The sequence below is a fragment of the Actinomycetota bacterium genome, from assembly GCA_035640355.1.
GTDB lineage: Bacteria > Actinomycetota > UBA4738 > UBA4738 > HRBIN12 > CALGFI01.
The window spans coordinates 211,676-231,350 of record DASQWI010000017.1 but is presented as its reverse complement, the minus strand read 5'-3'; the positions used below and the strand labels follow the sequence as shown (position 1 = coordinate 231,350).

Sequence of the window (19,675 nt, the reverse complement as noted above, 5' to 3'; positions counted from 1 at the left end):
GGCGCCGGCGACCCCGGCGCCCATGCCGAGGCTCCACGCCGCTGCGGCCGCGACGAGAAGCGCAACCACCGACACGACGTCCGGATGGATCGGCAGGTGAGCGAGTGCCATCGACAAGCGCGTCGACAGCGGTCGGTTCAGGTATCGGGAGACGGGTCCGTCGGCCGCCTTGGTGAGCGAGCGACGCAAGAGCTTGGCACCTCGCCGCAGGTCCTCGGGCGTGTCGACATCCTGCCACCAGACGCCGCGCGGGAGCGGCACGGCCGCGAGCGGACGGGTTGTGGCGAGCTCGGTCACGGCGCCGGCCAGCGAGCCGTCGCCCCGCGCCGCGGCGCGCCGCTGCGCATCGAACACCGCCGGAGGCAACAGGAACGCCCCGCAATCGATCGATGGGTCGTCGAGTCCCTTGGAGAATGCGACCGCGTGCTCCTCGCGTAGATGAACTCGCGTCCCCTCGGCCCATGCTGACGGGTCCGGCGCGTGATCAACCAGAACGGACGGGGCACCCGTCCTTACGAGCGCCTTCAGCGCGCCATCGCCGAACAGGTGGTCCATCGTGACGAGCAGGAACAGATCTTCATCGCGCACGTGAGGCTCGGCGGCGGCGAGCGACACCCCGTTGCCGAGCGCCCAGTCCTCGGCGAAAGCAGCTCGGACGCGGCCGGGGGCGAGTCGGTCGACCACCGCCGCCACGGGACCGGCCTGATAGCCGACGACCACGACGACGCGCTCCAGGCCCTCGGCGAGCAGGCCGCGCACGGCGCGCTCGACCAGGGCCAGACCACCTATGCGCACGAGCGCCTTGGACCCCCCGGCCGTCACGTTGACGAGCCGTTCGGAGCGCCCCGCGGCCAAGACCACGCCCATTCGGACGGAGCCGAACGGAGCTGCCTCCAAAGGGGGGATCCGGGAGGGCTCGGCGGACGCCCGTTCGAACAGAGTCTCCGACATGCGCCCCCCGCCCGGAAACCGTCGGTCGAGTTGTACCAGAAGCGTTCCGGCCGTGCCGAGGACGTCCCTGTGCCATCCCTCGGCTCGCGACAGGGCTCTCTCCTCGGGACGCGCGGGCAGTAGTAGAAGGAACGGCGCGCCTCATGCCGCTCGGTCGAACGCCTCCTCGTGACCGAGGGGTGTTTGCGCTCGATAGACGGCGACGCCCACCGCGGTCGTCACCAGGCCGAGGCCCACGTGGAGCACGTCATCGGCCGTGTTCACGTCCACATCCATCAGACCGAACATCGACGGGCTGGCCATCAGCACCACGGCCAACGCCAAGTAGAGGATGCCGAAGCCGATGATGCCCCGAGCCTCAGCTGCCCCGCGCAGGGCAAGCCCGATGTACAGGCCGAGGACTCCGGTGCCGACGTGGATCACGTTGTGGACGGCGTCGGTGGCGAAGATGGCGTCGTTGGCCGGATCGCCCACGAATGCGTTGTCGACGAATCCCAGCAGTCCGGTCACCACGCCGATCACTCCGGCGAGAGTGATGTAGGTCTTCCCCCAGTTCATGTTTCCTCCTTCGGGATCGCGCGGCATCCTCACCTGGTCTCCTCGTCAGCTGCCCGGTCGTTCTCGAGTCGACGGCACAGCTCGTCGAGGACTCGAACCGCCGTCTGGATGTCCGAACGAGTGAGCCCACGCGACAGCTTGTTGATCCACTCGACCTGACGCGCGTCGATCGCCTCGTACCTCGCGCTGCCCTTTTTGGTCAGACCGATCACCGAAGACGTTCGGTGATCCGCGTTCGGTCGAAGCTCGAGGAACCCGTCGCCGACCAGGCGATTCACACTTGCGTGCACGCTCTGTCGGGTCAGTCCCATGCGACGAGCGATCTGTGGAACGGTGAGCGGTCGATCTGCAAGGGCGATCGCGCCGAGAACCTGCCAACGCGCGGACGTGAGGCCGTCATTGGCACTCAGAACATCTCCGGCATCCAGGAACAGGCCGTTCGCTCGGAATGTGGACAGGATCAGTTTCGTCGCGGCATCCCCGGCGGGCGTTCTGGCTCTATTCATGATGTCCGGAGACTACCGATATGTCAGATTCCTGTCAAGTCGTCATATCCTCGTCACTCCGCGGGTAGGCGCGCACGCAGGCGTGGCGAACAGGATCTGGCGGTGGTGGGCGAACCTTCGGGGGTGCGGCGACGGCTAAATCGCAGCAACCTTCACGAGAGGGCGGAGACCGCGTCCTCTTCCAGGACGCTGAGGTACGCGTAGAGCGCGAGGCTCTCGGCCCGGGGGTCGTCCGGAGTTACGTCGAGCTCGCTCAGGTCCTCCGCGACGTCGAGACGAGTCCCCAGCACCAGCCGAAGGTCGTTGATCGAGGACAGCCAAGCGAGCAGCTCCTCCTCCGAGAGCCGATCCGAATCGATCGTTCGCTCCATGACATCGATCGCCGCAAGCCGTTCCGCCACCAGGTCGTCTCGGACCATCGCGTCGTACTCGGCAGCTTTCTCCGGATCATCCGGATACGCCGTGGGGAACAGGCGACGCAGATCCGGGTTCGCCCCCGCGTCGTGCTCGGTCATCAGCTGGCGCAGTTGGGCTGGGAGCGAACGGAGGACGTCGCGCTCGACCCTGCTGATCCGGAGGGCGAACCTGCCTCCACGGATGCGTTTGACCCTGGCGGGCGGCACTCAGCGATCCTTCTGCATGGTGGCCCACAACCCATAGGCGTGGAGCCGGGAGACGTCGAACTCGCACTTCTCCCGTGTGCCGTGCGACACCGCGGCCTTCCCCTTGTGATGAACGTCCAGCATGAGCTTCGTCGCCTTGTCGCGCGGATAGCCGAACAGCTTCTGGAACACGAAGACCACGTACGACATCAGGTTGATGGGGTCGTTCCACACGATCACGACCCAGGGGATCTGGGGTTCGGCGATCTTCTCGTCGGCGGGCTCGTCCGTCTCGACCGGTTGAGTTTCGACGGGAGCAGTCTCCGTCCGTGCATGGGAACGCATAGCGAACACGATACGGCCCACTGCTTCGGATGGGGCCTAGCGGCGCGGTGCGTCCTCGCTCACGTCTGCGAGATGGGAGAGAAGATCGCGTCCCACTCTTCCCGCTCCTCCTCGGTCCGGAGATCACGGGCGAACGACGTTGAAGCGAGAATCTCCTCGTCCGGGAACGTGAAGCGGTTGTCGGCCGTCGCCGAGAGCTTGTTGGCGTACCCCTTGAAACCGTCGTCTCGGGCGGCCTCTGCCTCGTTGAGGATGAGCTCACTCACTCCGTCGACCGGCGACATCGTGAGGACCCACGACGTCACCATCAGGGCGATGTTGGGGTTGTAGTAGAAATCCATGAACGTCATCGCATCTACCGGATGTTCGGCGTTCACCGGGATCGCCATGCTGTCGATCCACCGAAGGCCGCCACCTTCGGGGAGCACGAATTCGAGCTCGGTCTGACCCGCCCAGACGCTGTAGTAGAAGATGTCGCCGGACCAAGCCATCGAAACCGAGGTGTTGCCGGCCGTCATGTCCTGGATGTAGTTCTGCCCGAAGTACCCGCGAACGGTCCCGGACTCGCGCTGCATCGTCAACCACGTCGCGGCCTCGCGCCAGTCATCCGGGGTTGACGTCTCCGGATCGATGCCGAGGTTCTGCATCACGAAATCGGGCATCTCGCTGCTGATCATTCCCACGGCGGACCGCCCCACCTTGTCGGGGTTCGCCAGGTCGTCGAGAGTCGTGATCGGCCCGTTCGTCAGGTTGCGGTTCACGCCGAGCGCGGTGAAGCCTCCTTGCCATGCCATCGTGTGACGATTTCCCGGATCGAACGCCGGATCGCGTGCCCACGTCGTCGCGTTGGCGTCGAAGTTCGGTCGCAGGTTTGGGTCCAGCGGCGTCAGCCATTCATTCGCCAGGAGAACGGTCAGCTCACGGCCCCCGATGACGATGACGTCCCAACCGATCGGGCGCTCCGCCTGGAACTGGGGAACGATCGACGTCAGGAACGACGGATAGTCCTCGATGACTTCTTGATAGTTGGCCTCGATCCCGGTGCGTTGTTGGAACTCCCGAAGAGACGGGATGTACTGCTCGCCGGACGGGGTCTTGGCCTTGTCGATGTAGATCGGCCAGTTCGCGACGTCGACGGTGCCCTCCGGCTCACCGGCGAACACATCGGATGGGTTCCCGCCGGCGTCAACGCCTTCTCCCCCACCGCTGCACGCTGCCAGGAGCCACGATGCGCCGAGTCCGGCGCCGAAGCCGCGAAGGAGACGCCTTCGTGACAGGCGCAGGTCGCCGAGCGTCTCCCACGGTCGGTCCTCCGTCGTCCGCTTCGCGATTGCGTTCATCGCGCCGTCGTCGGCGCGCCGTTCATGCTCGGTCAGCATGGGCAGTTCCCCTTCCTACCTGACGGGACTTCACCAAGATCGCCTCTTTCGCCCTGCTCTCTGGGGATCACAGCGACGCCGGAGTGATGATCCATAGAACGGTGGCGTCGGACGTGCGGGATGGGTTCACCCAAGAGTGCGCATCCCGAGGGTCGATCAGAAGTGCGTCGCCGGACCGCAGCCGATGCACCTGGTCACCCATCGTCAGGTCGAGCGAACCCTTCAGGACGTAGATCAGCTCAGCGTCCGCCTCGAACGCGTGTGGCTCGTCTCCGCTCCGGCCGCCCGCCTCGATGGTCGACTCGATCACCTCGAGCGATCGCTCCCATCGCGGTGTCAGGACGACGTCCTCGACCCCGAAGCCGCCGAAGTTCACGACTTCGCGGTCTCGCTTACGCACGAGGCTCGTCCGGGGCTGCTCGAACAACGATCCGATCCGTACACCGAGCAGCTCGCAGATGCGTAAGAGCGTCGCAACCGACGCGTTCGTCTCGTCTCGCTCGAGGAGGCTGATGAATCCATTCGAGAGATCAGCTGCCGAAGCGAGCTCGGCGATCGTCATCCCTCGCGCCCTCCGTGCCGCTCGCAGGCGTGACCCGATCCGTGGCGAGTGGATCGCGGCGCGTACGTGATCGGCAGCGGCCTCCTCACTTACGACGATCTCAGGCTCCATCGTTGATCACGCCTTTCTGCGTCACGTCGGGACGCTGAACGAGCTCCACCCACGTCCCGTCGGGATCGATGGCGTACAGAACCCTCGCTCCGTCCCAAGCCCCCTCTTCCGTCAAGCGGACGGGCTTTGAGATAACCCGAACACCACTGTCGCGAAGCCGACCGTGAAGCGAGTCGATGTCACTCACACGAAGACCGATGTGTGTGGCGCCGGGGTCCCACTGTTCCTTTGAGACGGGCGTGCCGATCGGGTGGACGAACTGGATGAGCTCGAGAACCCGGCCCTCGCCGAGGTCAAGGTCGGCAAAGCGGATTCGCGCGTTCTCGATCCCCAGCAGCTCATCGAGCGCGCTTCCCTCCGACTCGCCGCTTTCCAGAACGGTCATCTCGAGCCGTCCCCCGTAGAAGGCGACCGACGCATCCAGATCGCTCGTGGTGACAGAGACATGGTCGAACCCGCTCACCCGTGTGCGGGGACTGATCATTGGGCCACGTACCCCCCGTCGACGACGAGATCGACTCCGGTGATGAACGACGCTTCGTCGGAAGCGAGGAAGACAACCGCGTACGAGACCTCGATCGGTCGGCCCGCCCGACCGAGCGGCGTCATCGCGATGTCGTGCTCGCGGATGTCCGCACCGAGCGCATCGGTCATCGGTGTGTCGATCCATCCCGGGCACACCGCGTTGACGCGGATGCCGTCCTTCGCGTACGAGAGCGCGGCCGACCTCGTCATCTGACGGATCGCGCCCTTGCTGGCCTGGTACGCGATGTAGTCCTCGGCTCCGACGACGCCGAGCGTCGATGAGATGTTGATGATCGATCCGCCGCCGGCGCGGCGCATCGCCGGCACCACGTGCTTCATCCCTAGGAACACGCCGCTCTGATTGATCGCTATGACGCGGTGCCACGCGTCCTCCGGTTCGTCCTCCACGCCGCGTTCGGAGATCACACCGGCGTTGTTGACGAGGACGTTCAGAGGACCGAAGCGCTCCTCGGCGACCTGCACGGCGCGAGCCCAATCGTCTGAACGGGTGACGTCGAGGCGGATGGCTTCGGCCCCAGCGCCGGAGGAACGGAGCTCATCCGCGACCTCGTTCGCGTGGGTCTCCAGCACATCCCCGAGGACGACGCCGGCACCCTCGGACGCGAACAGCCGGGCGTGCGCCGCACCCTGTCCCCGCGCCGCACCGGAGATGATGGCGACCTTGCCTTCGAGCCGGCCCGCCACTCAGAGCTCCTTCGGAGCCGACGCTGCAACGAGACGCGCGGGGATTACGTCTCGATCGAAGACGTCATCGATCGTCTCGGCCCGTTTGATCAGCTCCGCTTCGTCTCCGTGGACCAGGACAGTGGCGGGTCGAGGCAGCGCGTTGAAGTTCGACGCGCTCGCGTCCTGGTACGCACCCGTATCCAGGAACGCCAGGACGTCGCCCTCGTCGAGCTCGGGCAACAGCTCAGACGGAACCATCACATCGAAGCCGCAGCTGATGCCGACGATGTCCGCCGGACCGATCGGCTCGGCGTCCGGCCGCGTCGCGACCACCACATTCCATCTGTTGTGTTCGATCAACGAGTCCGGGAGAAACATCTCCGTCGTGTCGGACTCCACCCATCGCTTGGGCTTGGGGAGGGCCTCCCGCTTGACGTTGACGACATGTGTCAAGTGGATCCCCGCGTTCCCGTAAAGGCTGCGACCGGGTTCGACCTCGAGCGCCAGCCCGTCCACCGGTATGTCGTGGCTATCGAGCTCGGAGCGGAGCGAGCTCGTGACGGCCTCGGCGTAGTCGTCGATCGCCGGCGCGAACTCGGTTCGGTTCGCCAATCGAGGAAGCAGGCGGCCGGTCGGATCCCGGCGAACCGCGAACCCACCGCCGAGATCGATCTCCCTTGGCAACCATCCATCCCATTCACGTCGCAGCTCGGCCAGAAGCTCGACGAGCGCGCCGATCAGCCGGTGATACATGGCGGTTTCCGAGCGATGCCGCGGGAGGTGGACGTGGATACCCGACAGGTCCACGCCATCGGACGAGATTGCCTTCCTGCCGAGGGCGATGACGTCGTCCGCGGGAACACCGGCTTTGTACGACCGGGTCGCTTCCGCAACGGAGATCTCGTCACCCGAGAAGTCGGTCGGCTCGGAGAGGTCGGACAGATCGGGCCTGAGCCGCAGGCGAACCGTCGCCCGTTTCCCGAGGCGATGGGCAGCCTCCTCCACAAGAGGAAGCTCACGGGCCGCGTCGATCGTGATCCGCGCGCCCGCGCCGACGGCGTCGCCGATCAGCGATGCCGTCTTGCCCGATCCGTTGACCGAGATCAGGTCCGGTGGCACTCCGCCGCGGAGCGCCGCGGCAAGCTCCGACGACCCGAACGTGTCGCAGCCCATGCCTTCGTCAGTGAGAATGTGACGAAGTGCGAGCGCAAAATTCGCCTTGATGGAGGGCAGGATACGGACCGGTCCTTCGCTCCAGTTGTCCTCGAACGCCCGGACGAACGCTCGCGCGTTCCGACGCAACTGATCCTCAGAAACGACGAACAGGGGCGTGCCGAACCTGTTCGCGAGCGCGACGCAATCCACGCCCTCGATGAACAGGTGGCCATCCCGGATGGTGAGAGCGTCGTCGATCGATCGCATCGCCCGCAGGTCGCGTCCCCTCCTCCCCCACAAGGATGCTGAGTGCGCCTTTATAGGCGTAAAGCCAGTTTCAGTGCAAGTAAAACCCCTCAGCGCTGAATGCCCCGCCGGACAGCCTCAGCCACGAACAAGCGGGCGCGTCAGGCACGTCGGCCCGCCGCCGCCCTTCGACTATCTCGTCACCGCTGTGGGTGCGAACGTCGATCCCCGCGGACTGCATATGCCGACGGGTCTCAGGATTGCCATCGAGGGCGAGGGCCACTCGTGGCGCCAACGCCAGAACATTCGGCGCCGCCGAGGCTAGCGAACGGGCAACAGCGGTCGAGGAGGCCGACGACCCCAGCGTGCTACCGTCGCGCGCGTCGACCTGATGAAGCAGGGGCAGGCATTGAATGGACGTGTCTGAAGACCTCGGAACCGCCCTGATGCTAGAGAACGACCGGGTGCGGATCTGGGAGCACCGCGTTCCTGCGGGCGCGACCGGTCCCATGCATCTGCATAGGCGGCCGTACCTATCGGTGGTCGTCCGCGGCTCGAGCGGCGACACGGTCGATGCGGACGGGAACGCCCTGGAGCACTTCACGCTCGAACCAGGCGCCGCGTTGTGGATCGGCTCCGAGACCCTCCCCCAGACTCACGCGCTCCACAACACGGGTGACGACGAAATCGTCATCGTCACCACCGAGCTTCTCTAGGCCGCACGCGTCCGATGCTCATGCTCTGACGGGCATCCTCTCGGAGCGTCCCCTCTCCCGCTGTATCAGATGGATGCCGAGGGCGACGATGAACAGGGCATTGAGCACGTGGAGCGACCGCAGCCACTGAGGATCGAGCTCCGGGTCGGCGAAGATCGGCTGCACGAACACGAGCAGGAAGAGCGCACCTGTCAGGATGAGAACGGTTCGTCCCATGCGGCCGACGATCGCGGTGATGAACATCAGGATCGGGACGAGGTGCAGCACGATGAACCCCCACTGTCGGTGCGCCTCAATGCTCTCGCCGCCCAGCACGCCGAGACCGGCGAGGAAGAACTGGACGCCGACGGCGACAACGAACAGCCAAGCAAGCCCGACGTAGATCTTGCGTGCCATTTCCTAAGACCTCCTCTTTCTCCGAAGCGAACGCGTTTCCTCTGGCGGGCTGACCCGGTTCAAGCGGCATGGAAGCTTGAGGATTCTCCCCGATCAGAACGCCGTGGGACGTCAACGAGATCAGCTTTGATGTCTCGTTAGACCCCGCCGATGCGGATCGGGCTGGTGCCGCTCCCGGAACTCATCGACGCGTACGAGACGCTCGGCGTCGACGATGTCGTCCTCGGCTTCAAGGCGCCGGACGAGCGGTCACTCGACCGACTTGAACGTGCGCTCCGCTCGCGCTGAAGCGCCGGAACGGGAGCACCAGCCCTGCGGCCTCGAGTTGGCTAGCCCGGCAGCTTCTCCATGACCCGGTGCACGTCGATCCCGTAGCTCATGACATCCACCGCCGGCGGTTCGATGCCAAGGCTCGTCAACGCCGTGCAGATCTGGCTCCGGTGGTCAGTGCCGTGTTCCAGCGTCCCCGCGAGTCGGAACGCGACGGGAGCCGTCCGTTCGTACCCGTCGGTGCTGTCGACCTCTCGGACCATCGCGTCCGGATCGATGGGACTCGAGATGAACCTGGACCATCCCGCGCCGATCCCTTCCATGGCCACACGAAGCTCGGGAAGCGACACGCCTTCGAAGTCCATGTCGAACGTGGGGTCAGCGGTGAGGATGAAGAGGTCCTGCGCGTCGCCGGTGACGATGTGGCGAAGCGTCTCGATGATCGGCCCGCGTGTGCCGAGGACGTTGGTCCGGAGCTGCTCGTCGCTCAAATCAAGACATGCATCGATCACCTGCAAGGTCGCCCACGCAGTGTGCGCGAACGCGACGTCGACTAGCGAACCGCTCATGACGATCTCCTCTCATCGGTGTCGAGGGACGGTGGGACTCCGGTCCCCTTCGATGAAGCCGTGCGCCGGAAGCCGCAACCCGTGCGGCCAGAGCGCCACCCCGGCCAGTACTCGCTAGGCCGGCGGCGGGGAGATCTCAGCCATGTGCGTCGCCATGAGGGGACGAGAGTAGCCCAGCCAAAGGGCTATGGTCCATGAAGCATCTACTACGCCGGGCCATCTCGAATCACACCGCGGACCGTTCGAGCGAGACTCTCGGCTCGAGCCCGTCATCCACCACGTGGCGCCCGCTCCGCATACGGCACGACATCCGTGCCGGGGGGCAACTCGATCGCGATGTTCACGAAGCTCGTCCACGTCCGGCGGGTTGTCGGCCAACTCGAGCTCGTCGTGCCGGAGGGCACATACGTCGGAGCGGCCGTATCGTGGAGAGTGTCCATTGCGCTGAGGGTTAGGACGTGAGCGCCACCCGAACACGACCGACGAACGTCCTGATCATCGGCGCCGGCGGCGCCGGGCTACGTGCCGCGATCGCCGCGACGCAGGCGGGCGCGGACGTGCTGATCGTCGGCAAGCGCGCCCGGAACGACGCGCACACCGTGCTGGCGGCCGGCGGCGTCAACGCGGTCCTCGGCACTCGCGATCCCGAGGACTCGATCGAGCAGCACTTCGCCGACACCTACCGCGACGGCTACGAGTTGGGCGACCCTCGCATGATCGAGATCCTCGTCGAGGAGTCACCGGTAGCGGTTCTCGAGCTCGCGGATTGGGGCTGTCCGTTCGCGCGGACCGCGGACGGGAAGATCGACCAGCGGTTCTTCGGCGCCCACACGTACCGCCGGACGTGCTACGCCGGCGACTGGACCGGCCGCGCGATCGTTCGCACGCTGGGACGGCGCGTGTCGGAGCTCGGCGTTCCGGTACTCGAGGGCGTGTACGTGACACGCCTCCTCGTTACGGACGGAACGTGCTTCGGCGCATACGCGGTCGATCTCACGACCGGTGAGCGCCTCGTGCTGCTCGCGGACGCAGTTGTCCTGGCGACGGGAGGTCACACCCGAATCTGGCGTCGGTCCAGCTCGCGCCGAGACGAGAACTACGGGGAGGGCATGGCGCTCGCGTTCGACGCGGGCTGCCGTCTCGCGCACATGGAGCTCGTGCAGTTCCACCCAACCGGGATGCTGTGGCCCGAAGAGGTTGCCGGCACGCTCGTGACCGAGGCCGTCCGCGGTGAAGGCGGCCGCCTGACGAACGCGCAGGGCGAGCGGTACATGCAGCGATACGACCCGCAGCGCCTCGAGCTGTCAACGCGCGACCGCGTGGCGCTGGCGAACTACACCGAGATCGCCGAGGGCCGCGGTGGCCCACACGGTGGCGTCTTCCTCGACGTGTCGCATCTTCCGAAGTCGACGATCCTCGAGAAGCTCCCGCGAATGTACCGTCAGTTCGTCGAGTTCGAGATGCTCGACATCTCTCGCGAGCCGATGGAGGTCGCGCCGACCGCGCACTACTCCATGGGCGGTGTTGTCGTCGACCCCGAAACCACGGCGACGGACCTTGAGGGGCTGTTCGCGGCCGGCGAGCTGACGTCGGGAGTGCACGGCGCGAACCGACTCGGCGGCAACTCGCTCGCCGAGGTCCTCGTGTTCGGCCGCCGCGCGGGCCAGCACGCCGCGCGTATGGCCGCCTCACGAGACGTCTCCGTCCATCCGCGCAGCGTGATCGCGGAGGCGGACGAGGAGGTCGACCGTTCCGTCCGAAAGGGCGACGAGCTCGCGCGGCCGATGCAGCGTGCCGTCCGCGACGCGATGTGGCGGTTCTGCGGCGTCGTGCGCGACGCCGAGGGGCTGGACCGCGCGTTGGCGGAATTGGACGCGATCTCGGAGGCCGCGCACGACGTCGACGTGAGCCCGAACGAGGAGGGGTGGGCGGATCTCGGTCATCTCTTCGACCTGCGGGCAGCGCTCCTGACCGCCCGCGCGACGCTGCTGGGCGCGCGAGCCCGGCGAGAGAGCCGCGGAGCGCATCGTCGCTCGGACTTTCCGAACGTCGACCCGAACCTGCGGCTCGCCCTGGAGGCGAGTCGCGGCGACGACGGTGGGCCGACACTCAGGAGCGTCCCGCTCCCCGAGGTCCCGGACGGCCTCAGGCGCGCGCTCGAGACGCCCGCGGCCGAGCTCAGCGGAGCGCGATTGCTCGAGTAGTCAACCCTCAGTCTCCGTACGCCCAGACACCGTTCACCGACGTCCTTCAGGCGATCTCTGGGTCTGCCGATGGTCGGGTGCATGACCTATCACGAGCGTCCCCGGACAAACGGCAGCGATGAGGCCGACATGTCGCGTCCGAGGGAGCTCCAAGAGCACGCGCCGCGCGCGCGCCAGATCGTGGCGGTAGTGGCCGCGCTTCTCATGTTTGCCTCCATTGCCTCGGTCGTTCTCTCCGGGATCGTCTCGGCCGACGACGAAGTGCTGACCGAGACCAAGCAGGAACTGAAGAAGAGCAAGCACGAGCTGCACAAGGCCAGGGACCGGTACCGCGCTCAGATACACAAGATCAGCGTTCTGCAAAAGGAGATGAACCGTTTGGCCACGCGCATCGCGCGGGCAGAGGGGAAGATCCTGCGGATGGAGGCCCGCCTCGCCGAGCTCCAGCGGCAGATGAGGAAGCTCCAGATCCGCGGTGCGCTGCTGCAGGCCAAGCTCGACCAGCGCAGCCGCGAGGCCTACATGTCCGGCGGCGTGCCGATCCTCTACCTACTCACGGCGACGTCGGCCGCGAATGCCGCCGCGCGGATGTCGTTCCTTGGCGAGATGAACCGTCGCGACGCCGTGCTCGCCAGGCAGGTCCAGGCAACCGCAGATCGCCTCGCGCAGATCGAGACCGAGGTCGTGCATGGCCGCCAGCTCGTCGAGCTCCAGAAGCAAAGCCTGGAGACGAAGCGCAACGAGCTCCAACGCAAGATGGCGAAGTCCCGACGACTGGTCGCCGGGCTACGCGGACGGATCGAGCAGATCCAGATCGAGATCTCGCTCCTCCGGCCGTTCGCGGTGTGTCCCCTGGGAGGCCCGCACGCCATCGCCGACAACTTCGGCGACCTCCGTCGCGACCCGAAGGGCGGGACCCACCTCCACCAGGGCGACGACATCATGGCCGCCATGGGAACCCCGATCCTCGCGCCGTTCGACGGCGTGGCCTCCGTTTCCCACAGCAGGCTCGGCGGGCTCGGGGTGTACGTCCACGGCGAGTACGGCTACGTGTACAACGCACACCTATCCCGGCTCGGCACGCTCGGCCCGGTCGAGACCGGAGACGTCATTGGCTATGTGGGGTCCACCGGCCACTCGAGCGGCCCGCACGACCACTTCGAGTGGCACCCGGAGAACGGAGATGCGGTCGACCCCTACGAATACCTGCTGCTCGTCTGCAGCGCCCCGATCTAGCGCTCAGCGCTATCGCTTGGACATCCCGTCGATCCGAGTCATCTCGGCCGCGTTCAGCTCGAAGCCCTCGACGTCACTGTTGGTCTCGAGGCGATCCAGGTGCGCCGTCTTGGGGATCACGACGATCTCGTGCTGGACGTGCCACCGCACCACGACCTGCGCCGGCGTCACGCCGTGAGCGTTCGCGATCTCGACCAGCGTGGGGTGCCGGAGTGACGTGGTCTTGAACGGGCTGTAGCCCTCGAGAACGATTCCGCGTTCGCGGTGAGCGGCGAGCTCGACCGGATCGTGAAGGGACGGGCTCCACTTGACTTGGTTGACGGCCGGCGCCTCGCCGGACGACTCGATCAGTTGGTCGATCTGGGCGATCGAATAGTTGCTCACCCCGACCGCTCGGGCCCGGCCCTCCTGACGAGCCGCCACGAGCTCGCGCCAGGTCTCCGGCGACGCCCCGCCCGGCGGCCAATGGATGAGCCAGAGATCGACGTACTCCGTGTCGAGATCCGCGAGGCTCGCGGAGAGCGTCTCCCGTGCGCGACCGGCACGATCCGGCGGGAGCTTGGTGGTGATGAACACGTCCTCACGAGCGATGCCGCTGTCGCGGACGGCTCGGCCAACCTCCTCCTCGTTGCGGTACACGCGGGCGGTGTCCAGGTGCCGGTAGCCGACATCGAGCGCGCGCCGCATGACCCCCTGTCCGGATCGGCCCCGCAGCGCCCACGTCCCGAGGCCGACGAGCGGTATGCGAGCGCCGTTGCCGATCGACACCGCCTGAGCGAACACCGACGTCACCTCTCCGTCGCGAGCGCCAAGACATCATCGAACGACATCCGCCGACCCTGTTCCCACAGGCGCTCGAATTCGGCATCGCCGAGGACCTGAGCCAAGTCCCCGTTGGTCTGACGAAGGACCTCCGCCCGGCGCGGTGCGGGTTGCATACCAACGCTCTCTCGAAACGCCTCCGCGGCCCCCAGGACGATCGCCGCAGTCACGTGATCTCCGATCAGAGCCAGCTGCCGTCCGACGCCTCCGAGACCAAACGTCACTTCCCATTTCGATCCGAGCTTGTGCGCGAGACCAACGCCAGCCTGGAACTCCCGCAGAGCGGAACGGTGATCGCCCTCCCCCTCGTCGAGCTGCCCGGCCAGGATGTAGTGACCCAGGACCTCCGCCTCGTCGGTCCCCTCCTGCTCGATCACCGAAAGGGCCTCGTCCACGAATCGCCGCGCGCCGACGGTGTCACCTTCGATCCTCCGCAGGTAGGCCAGCTGACGAAGCCATCGCACGAGCATGAGCCGATTGCCCATCTGGCGGAGAAGCCCGATCATCTCCTCCACCGCCGAACCCGCGTCGATCTCCTCGCTCACCTGCGACAGCGCCACGAGCACGTTCATGGCCATCCATCGTTCTCGCAACCGATGTGCGATCCCCAACGCCTCGGTGAAGAGTTCTCGCGCCTCGGCTTCCTCCTGTTTGCGGATCGCGAGCTGACCCAGCGCGTACAACAGATAGATCTGAGACACGCCGTCCCTCGCGGTTCGGGCGACGGAGAGGCCCTCCCTGAAGAGAGCGCCGGCATCATCGGGATCTGAGGTAAGGCGTCCCAACACCTGGATGGCGAACGCGAGATCCGCGCCGACGCCGGTCTTGCGGCTCAACTCGACCGCGCGGTTCGCCCAACTGAGCGCTGCATCCTTGTTGCCGGACTGTTGCTCGGTAACCGCGAGGAAACGCATACCACGGGCTTCGGAGACCTCGTCGCCGACCCGGCTCGCGGCCGCGAGCCCCTCATCGGCCAAGGCTCGTGCCGCGTCCAGATTCCCCCGATAGAAGGCCATGAATGATGCCGACACCAACGCGGGAGCGCGCAGATCGTCGGATGCTCCCGACGTGCGTTCGAGCGCTTCCTCGAACGAGCGGAGAGCTTCCGTCCAATGGCCTCGCACCTCCCAAAACCGCGCCAACGCCGTACTGATCCTCAGTGCGATCGTCGCGTCGCCTTCACCGAGACTCCACGCCAACGCGGCCCTCAGGTTGTCCAGCTCCAGCTCGATGCGATCGAACCAGTTCGCCTGCTCGGGCCCCCCGAGAAGGAACGTGGCCGCGTCTTCTGCGAGGTCAAGGAACCATTCACCGTGCCGTTTGCGAAGTCTCTCCGCCTCCGATGACGCGATGAGTCTTTCCAACGCGTACTGACGCGACGTCTCGAGCATTCGATATCTCGTCTGGCCGTCCGCCCTTTCTTTGGTCACCCAGGACGCGGCCACCAGACGGCGCAGTAGCTGGACGATCGCCGCACGATCAACACCGTCGCCCCCACAGATCGCATCGACGGCGTCGAGTGCGAACGATCCCGACATCGTGGCCAGGCGGCGGAGCAGGATCTGCTCGGTCGGACGCAGCAAGTCGTGGCTCCACTCGACAGTGGCCAACAGCGTCTGTTGGCGCCCCAGTCTGCTGCCGCTGCCCTCCGTGAGGAGCCGAAAGCGATCGTCGAGACGCGAGACGATCGCTCCTACGTCGAGTGTTCCGATCAGACCCGCGGCCATCTCGATGGCCAGCGGGATTCCGTCCAAACGGCGCGCCAACTGCGCGATCAGGTCGAGCTCTTCGTCGGTGGGCTCGAATTCGGGATCGTGTGCCGAGGCCCTGTCCACGAAGAGCTGAACTGCCTCGGACGATCTCGATCCATCTCGGTCGACCCCAGCGTCGAGCCCCGGGACACGTCGGATGATCTCGCCGGCGATTCCCAGCGGCTCCCGAGCCGTGACCAGAATCGTCAGTGACGGGCACGACGCGAGCCATCGCTCCACGAGATCGGAGCAGGCACCGATCAGATGCTCGCAGTTGTCGAGGATCAGGAGAGGGCTTCCGCGCGACAGGAACTCGATGATCGCGGCGTCGAGACCATGCCGCTGGGTCTCCGTGAGATTCATGGCCTCGGCCGCCGTGGCCAACACCAGATCAGGATCGGAAACCGGCGCCAGGTCGACGAACCAGATTCCTCCCGGCCGAAGCGTCAGCGACGCCGCCGCTGCCTCGATCGCCAGCCGGGTCTTTCCGCTTCCCCCGGGGCCGGTCAACGTGATCAGCCGGTTTGCTTGTAGAAGGTCGATCACGTCCTTCAACTCACGATCACGTCCGACGAATGAGGTGAAGTTCCTGGGCAGGTTGTGAGTTGGCGCACCTGCGGTGCGAGGAGGAGGAAAGTCGGAGGGCAGTCTCGGATGGCGCAGCTGAAACAGCCATTGCGGCTCCGGGAAGTCCTTCATACGGAACTGGCCCACCGGCTCCAGCGTGATGTCGCCCACGAGACCATCGCCGGCGGCCAGCCGAGTTGTCTCCGACAGCAGGATCTGGTTTCCGTGAGCGGCGTCGCTGACGCGGGAGGCTTGATGGATCGCCAGGCCCACGTACTCGTCCTCCTCGGCGATCACGTCGCCGAAGTGGATTCCCATCCGGACTCGCAATGCGATCCCATCGGGCCACTGCGCCTCACTGAGGGCGAGCTGGCCCTCCGCTGCGGCAAGGAGCGCGTCCCTCGCGTTGGGAAAGACCGCGAACAGCGAGTCGCCTTGTGATCCGAGCAGTCGTCCCCCAAAACGCTCGAACGCCGTCTTGAGAAGGCGTCTGTGGTCCATGAGCAGCGTGCGGTACCGCGCTCCGAGATTTCGGAGCAGGTTGGTCGATCCCTCGATGTCGGTGAACACAAGTGCGAGCGTCTCGACTCGGCTCGGCACTTCGAACGCTCCCTAGGACGCCTCGACGAAACGATCTACGACGTCGATCAACGCACGCAACTCCGCCGCCGTCGGGGGGAGCTCGTAGGACAGGTGGTGACACGCTCGCGACAGCGCCCACCACGCGAGATGCACTTCCTCCGCCCTCGCCGTGTCCTCCAGGAAGAGCCTCAGGAAGAGAAGTTGCGCCGTTACGGGTGCCCTGTGGATTCCTTCTACCCTCGCAGACAGCGTCTCGGTGAGGCCGCGTTCGAGAGCCTGGCGCGCCAGCACCGCGCTCGCCCGCGGCCAAAGACCAACTGTCTCCGAGGTTGGTCGCTCGAGCAGGTCGATCGCTCGGTAGAGGATCTCCCTCGTGGTCAGCTCGTTCACGGAAGCTGCACCAGTCCCCGTGCCAATCGTTCGCTATCCCTCACCAAGTTCAAAAGCACGTCACGAGCCACGGGTTTGTGAGACGCGTCCTGCACTCCCCGATAGGCAGACACCGCCCAACGTCCGATCCCCTTGTCGAGTCTCGACACAACGTCCTTCGTGCGAGACATGTCGTCGAACAGGGCCAGCGCCAACAACGGCGCTAGTCCCTTCGTGGAATCCAAGAGAGCCTCGATGGCTGCATAGTCCTCCCCTGCGGCAAGGCGCCTTCGCGTGATCGCGTCGGCGCATGCGGCTTCGATCGCCGACCGACAGAACACACCGACAACTCGGGATACCACCGCGGCGTCGATGTCCTCGCTGTTGGCGATGGCCCACGCATCGGCGCAATACCGCCCCACGGGATCGAGGCCCGGCCGCAGCTCGACGACCGATTCGGCCCGGCGCGTCACCTCGACCATCTTCGCATCGATCCCCAGGAGCCTGCAGGACCTGGCGAGCCGGTCGTCATGAGTGAACACGACGACCTGTCGAGAGCGGGCCGCGTTCTGGAGGACCCGTGCTAACCCGTCGACGCGGGCCGGATCCATCGACTGAACCGGATCGTCGATCACCACGAAACGGAAGGGACTCTCGGGCAGCGTCGCGCGCGGCATGAACAGACTCAGAGCGAGCGAGTTGAGCTCTCCCTGACTCATGACTCCAAGCGCTGCCCCCTCCATGCCATCAACGGTGACCTCGAGCACGACCTTGCGGGCCGAACCCGCCCCGGTGAGGACGATCTTCTTGAGCTCGACGTTGCTCTGCATGCGCAGCGTCTCCCACACGCTCTGAGCGAGATCGGCGATGGGCGCGAACCGCTCGTTGCGGACCTCCGCCGACGCCGCGCGCAGCCACTTCTCGGCGGCCCTCAGGTCGTCGAGCTGAGCCTCACCCCGCTGCGCCTGCCTGGCGTCGTCGAGCCACGCCGCCAGCTCGGCGGCCACGGGTCTCCAGATGTCCTCGCGTGTCTGCAGTTCCTTGGCCGCAGCGTCGCGTACTGCTTCGATCTCGCGGACCAGAGACGCATGTGCGGTGCGCAGATGCTCTGCTAACGGCTCGGCATCATCGAGGGAGGCACCCGTAGTCCACGACTTCCACGCGCTCATCAAGTCATCGACGCTGATCCCGAGAGCCGACGCGCTGGAAAGGAGCGACGGAGGCGCAAGCATGAGGGACTTGGCGCTCTTCATCGCCTCGTCCCGGAGCCGATGCGCAAGGTCCGCCTGTTCGGCAACCGTCCGCAGCCGGGCGACCTCATTCTCTGTCTCGTCCCGCCAGGTCCGGTCCAACTCTCCCTTGCCGCAGACCGGACAGTCCTGATCGCCGTGATCGGCGTGGAACCGAAGCGCGGACTCCAACAGCTCTGCGGTCTGAAGCGCCTTTTGGGCCTCCGTGCCACCGAATTGGGCGATGGCGGCCGATGCGGCCTCGAGCCCTTCTGCGGCGATCGCCACCTCGTCAGCGCTCGGCCCCTCCAGAGTCGAGAGTTGCCGGAGTGCCGCTCCCTCGGTCTCCTCCTGCAACGAGTACTCGGGCCCGATCACGGACCGTTCGACGGTGTCGAGGTTCCACGTCTTCCCTGAGAGCGCCTCGAGACAGGCGCGAGCTCGCTCGTCTTCGATCTCGCCCAGGCGCTCGAGCAGGGGCGCGAGAGACGACTTCGCGTCGTCGCCGAGCTTCTTTCTCTGCTTGGCCGCTTCTTTGAGACGACCCTCGGCGACGACCAAGTCCTCGAGTCCGAGGATCGCGGAAAGGGCGTCGTACAGCGCGGATGGACCGGCGTCGAGCATCGATCCCAACTCGCTGTAGCTCAAGAACGGGCGGTACATCTCGACCGCAGCGGCCCATCCGAGGTCATCGATCGTCGACGCCTCGGAACCGGAGCCCGTGACCAGCGTCTCGGCCTCCTCCAGCTTTGCCCCGGGGGCCCAACTCCGAGAGATCAGTGTCGTGCCTTTCGAGCCTTCCAACACGAATTCGGCGTCGATGCGCGCATCGGAGTGGTGAAGGTTGCGCCACCCTTCCTTCCAAATCGCCGATCGCGTGCTCCACCGACTGTTGCTGCCGGTAAGCAGAAGCTCGAGGGCCTCGGCGAAACTCGACTTGCCGCTCCCATTTCGACCGACCACGAGGGTCAGGCCCGGGCCGGGTGAGATCTCCAGGGTCGCTTCGGGCCCCACGCCGCGGAATCCCTCCACCCGTATCGACTGCAGGAGCGCGGGGTAGCGACCATCCACGGTCTCGGATCGGGGTTGAGTCTCGCCGGGAATCGTTTCACCACCGAGAGCCGCGGCGAGTGCCTCTTCGCTATGGCAAGCGGCCGTGATCATGACGCCCGCCTGCTCGCCGAGCTTCTTCTCCTCGCCGAGCCGCGCCTGGATGATCTCCTGTAGGACCTGCTCCATCTCGCCTCCTACGAGGATCAATCCTAGGCGTGTCTCGTTGGATGGCCTCGTCGTCGGTGCGCTAGGGTCGGTTTGAGGTTTCGCTGCGAGCTGAGAGG

Annotated in this window: 20 protein-coding genes; 4 read left to right on the top strand and 16 right to left on the bottom strand. The window is 66.1% G+C overall.

Annotated features, from left to right (window positions below):
- The 10 genes from VFA08_09745 to VFA08_09700 all read right to left on the bottom strand — a co-directional run.
- A partial coding sequence (locus VFA08_09745) for an NTP transferase domain-containing protein (GenBank protein ID HYZ13872.1) occupies positions 1-867 on the bottom strand: 867 nt, incomplete at its 3' end.
- A 225-nt stretch (positions 868-1,092) separates the two neighbouring features.
- The gene (locus VFA08_09740; protein ID HYZ13871.1) at positions 1,093-1,536 is read right to left on the bottom strand and encodes a DUF4383 domain-containing protein; all 444 of its coding nucleotides are present in this window, start codon (positions 1,534-1,536) and stop codon (positions 1,093-1,095) included.
- 2 nt (positions 1,537-1,538) lie between these two features.
- Positions 1,539-2,015, bottom strand: coding sequence for a MarR family transcriptional regulator (locus VFA08_09735; GenBank protein HYZ13870.1), 477 nt, complete (start codon positions 2,013-2,015; stop codon positions 1,539-1,541).
- A 152-nt stretch (positions 2,016-2,167) separates the two neighbouring features.
- Positions 2,168-2,638: a DUF2017 family protein gene (locus tag VFA08_09730; GenBank protein HYZ13869.1), complete on the bottom strand. Its 471-nt coding sequence runs from the start codon at positions 2,636-2,638 to the stop codon at positions 2,168-2,170.
- Positions 2,639-2,962, bottom strand: a complete 324-nt coding sequence (gene clpS / locus VFA08_09725; GenBank protein HYZ13868.1) for an ATP-dependent Clp protease adapter ClpS — start codon at positions 2,960-2,962, stop codon at positions 2,639-2,641.
- A gap of 59 nt (positions 2,963-3,021) precedes the next feature.
- Positions 3,022-4,341, bottom strand: coding sequence for a spermidine/putrescine ABC transporter substrate-binding protein (locus VFA08_09720; protein HYZ13867.1), 1,320 nt, complete (start codon positions 4,339-4,341; stop codon positions 3,022-3,024).
- A gap of 67 nt (positions 4,342-4,408) precedes the next feature.
- Complete coding sequence (locus tag VFA08_09715) at positions 4,409-5,014, bottom strand: XRE family transcriptional regulator (GenBank protein ID HYZ13866.1); 606 nt, start codon at positions 5,012-5,014, stop codon at positions 4,409-4,411.
- Positions 5,004-5,477, bottom strand: a complete 474-nt coding sequence (locus VFA08_09710) for a VOC family protein (GenBank protein ID HYZ13865.1) — start codon at positions 5,475-5,477, stop codon at positions 5,004-5,006. Before VFA08_09710 ends, VFA08_09715 begins: the two co-directional genes overlap by 11 nt.
- A gap of 17 nt (positions 5,478-5,494) precedes the next feature.
- Positions 5,495-6,244, bottom strand: coding sequence for a glucose 1-dehydrogenase (locus tag VFA08_09705; protein ID HYZ13864.1), 750 nt, complete (start codon positions 6,242-6,244; stop codon positions 5,495-5,497).
- On the bottom strand, positions 6,245-7,648 hold the full coding sequence (locus VFA08_09700) for a hypothetical protein (protein ID HYZ13863.1): 1,404 nt from the start codon (positions 7,646-7,648) through the stop codon (positions 6,245-6,247).
- Between the two features lie 425 nt (positions 7,649-8,073).
- Between VFA08_09700 and VFA08_09695 the strand changes: the two genes are divergently transcribed.
- Positions 8,074-8,343 (top strand): hypothetical protein, encoded by a 270-nt coding sequence (locus VFA08_09695; protein ID HYZ13862.1) that lies wholly within the window; start codon positions 8,074-8,076, stop codon positions 8,341-8,343.
- An 18-nt stretch (positions 8,344-8,361) separates the two neighbouring features.
- Here VFA08_09695 and VFA08_09690 read toward each other — a convergent pair whose 3' ends face one another.
- The gene (locus tag VFA08_09690; GenBank protein HYZ13861.1) at positions 8,362-8,739 is read right to left on the bottom strand and encodes a DUF6220 domain-containing protein; all 378 of its coding nucleotides are present in this window, start codon (positions 8,737-8,739) and stop codon (positions 8,362-8,364) included.
- 165 nt (positions 8,740-8,904) lie between these two features.
- On the opposite strand from VFA08_09690, the gene VFA08_09685 reads away from it, so the two are divergent.
- Complete coding sequence (locus VFA08_09685; protein ID HYZ13860.1) at positions 8,905-9,027, top strand: hypothetical protein; 123 nt, start codon at positions 8,905-8,907, stop codon at positions 9,025-9,027.
- Positions 9,028-9,068: 41 nt separating this feature from the next.
- On the opposite strand, the gene VFA08_09680 is transcribed toward VFA08_09685, so the two are convergent.
- Positions 9,069-9,578, bottom strand: a complete 510-nt coding sequence (locus VFA08_09680) for a DinB family protein (protein ID HYZ13859.1) — start codon at positions 9,576-9,578, stop codon at positions 9,069-9,071.
- 458 nt (positions 9,579-10,036) lie between these two features.
- Here VFA08_09680 and VFA08_09675 point away from each other — a divergent pair, with 458 nt between their 5' ends.
- Together VFA08_09675 and VFA08_09670 are read left to right on the top strand one after the other, a co-directional pair.
- Positions 10,037-11,782, top strand: coding sequence for an FAD-dependent oxidoreductase (locus VFA08_09675; GenBank protein HYZ13858.1), 1,746 nt, complete (start codon positions 10,037-10,039; stop codon positions 11,780-11,782).
- 129 nt (positions 11,783-11,911) lie between these two features.
- A complete protein-coding gene (locus VFA08_09670; GenBank protein ID HYZ13857.1) occupies positions 11,912-13,018 on the top strand; it encodes a peptidoglycan DD-metalloendopeptidase family protein in 1,107 nt (368 codons plus the stop codon).
- Between the two features lie 9 nt (positions 13,019-13,027).
- Here the strand turns inward: VFA08_09670 and VFA08_09665 are convergent, their stop codons facing one another.
- From VFA08_09665 to VFA08_09650, 4 genes are read right to left on the bottom strand one after another with little or no spacing between them, the layout of a single operon-like run.
- Positions 13,028-13,801: an aldo/keto reductase gene (locus VFA08_09665; protein ID HYZ13856.1), complete on the bottom strand. Its 774-nt coding sequence runs from the start codon at positions 13,799-13,801 to the stop codon at positions 13,028-13,030.
- 5 nt (positions 13,802-13,806) lie between these two features.
- On the bottom strand, positions 13,807-16,758 hold the full coding sequence (locus tag VFA08_09660; GenBank protein ID HYZ13855.1) for an adenylate/guanylate cyclase domain-containing protein: 2,952 nt from the start codon (positions 16,756-16,758) through the stop codon (positions 13,807-13,809).
- A gap of 12 nt (positions 16,759-16,770) precedes the next feature.
- The gene (locus tag VFA08_09655; protein ID HYZ13854.1) at positions 16,771-17,130 is read right to left on the bottom strand and encodes a hypothetical protein; all 360 of its coding nucleotides are present in this window, start codon (positions 17,128-17,130) and stop codon (positions 16,771-16,773) included.
- Positions 17,127-19,577: an AAA family ATPase gene (locus VFA08_09650; GenBank protein HYZ13853.1), complete on the bottom strand. Its 2,451-nt coding sequence runs from the start codon at positions 19,575-19,577 to the stop codon at positions 17,127-17,129. Before VFA08_09650 ends, VFA08_09655 begins: the two co-directional genes overlap by 4 nt.
- Positions 19,578-19,675: the final 98 nt, after the last annotated feature.

Excerpts from the sequence above, each read along its gene's own strand:
- VFA08_09680 (HYZ13859.1), bottom strand. The coding sequence starts at position 9,578 with ATGAGCGGTTCGCTAGTCGACGTCGCGTTCGCGCACACTGCGTGGGCG.
- VFA08_09695 (HYZ13862.1), top strand. The coding sequence starts at position 8,074 with ATGCTAGAGAACGACCGGGTGCGGATCTGGGAGCACCGCGTTCCTGCG.
- VFA08_09650 (HYZ13853.1), bottom strand. The coding sequence starts at position 19,577 with ATGGAGCAGGTCCTACAGGAGATCATCCAGGCGCGGCTCGGCGAGGAG.
- VFA08_09670 (HYZ13857.1), top strand. The coding sequence starts at position 11,912 with ATGTCGCGTCCGAGGGAGCTCCAAGAGCACGCGCCGCGCGCGCGCCAG.
- VFA08_09715 (HYZ13866.1), bottom strand. The coding sequence starts at position 5,014 with ATGGAGCCTGAGATCGTCGTAAGTGAGGAGGCCGCTGCCGATCACGTA.
- VFA08_09740 (HYZ13871.1), bottom strand. The coding sequence starts at position 1,536 with ATGCCGCGCGATCCCGAAGGAGGAAACATGAACTGGGGGAAGACCTAC.
- VFA08_09700 (HYZ13863.1), bottom strand. The coding sequence starts at position 7,648 with ATGCGATCGATCGACGACGCTCTCACCATCCGGGATGGCCACCTGTTC.
- VFA08_09690 (HYZ13861.1), bottom strand. The coding sequence starts at position 8,739 with ATGGCACGCAAGATCTACGTCGGGCTTGCTTGGCTGTTCGTTGTCGCC.
- VFA08_09735 (HYZ13870.1), bottom strand. The coding sequence starts at position 2,015 with ATGAATAGAGCCAGAACGCCCGCCGGGGATGCCGCGACGAAACTGATC.
- VFA08_09720 (HYZ13867.1), bottom strand. The coding sequence starts at position 4,341 with ATGCTGACCGAGCATGAACGGCGCGCCGACGACGGCGCGATGAACGCA.
- clpS (HYZ13868.1), bottom strand. The coding sequence starts at position 2,962 with ATGCGTTCCCATGCACGGACGGAGACTGCTCCCGTCGAAACTCAACCG.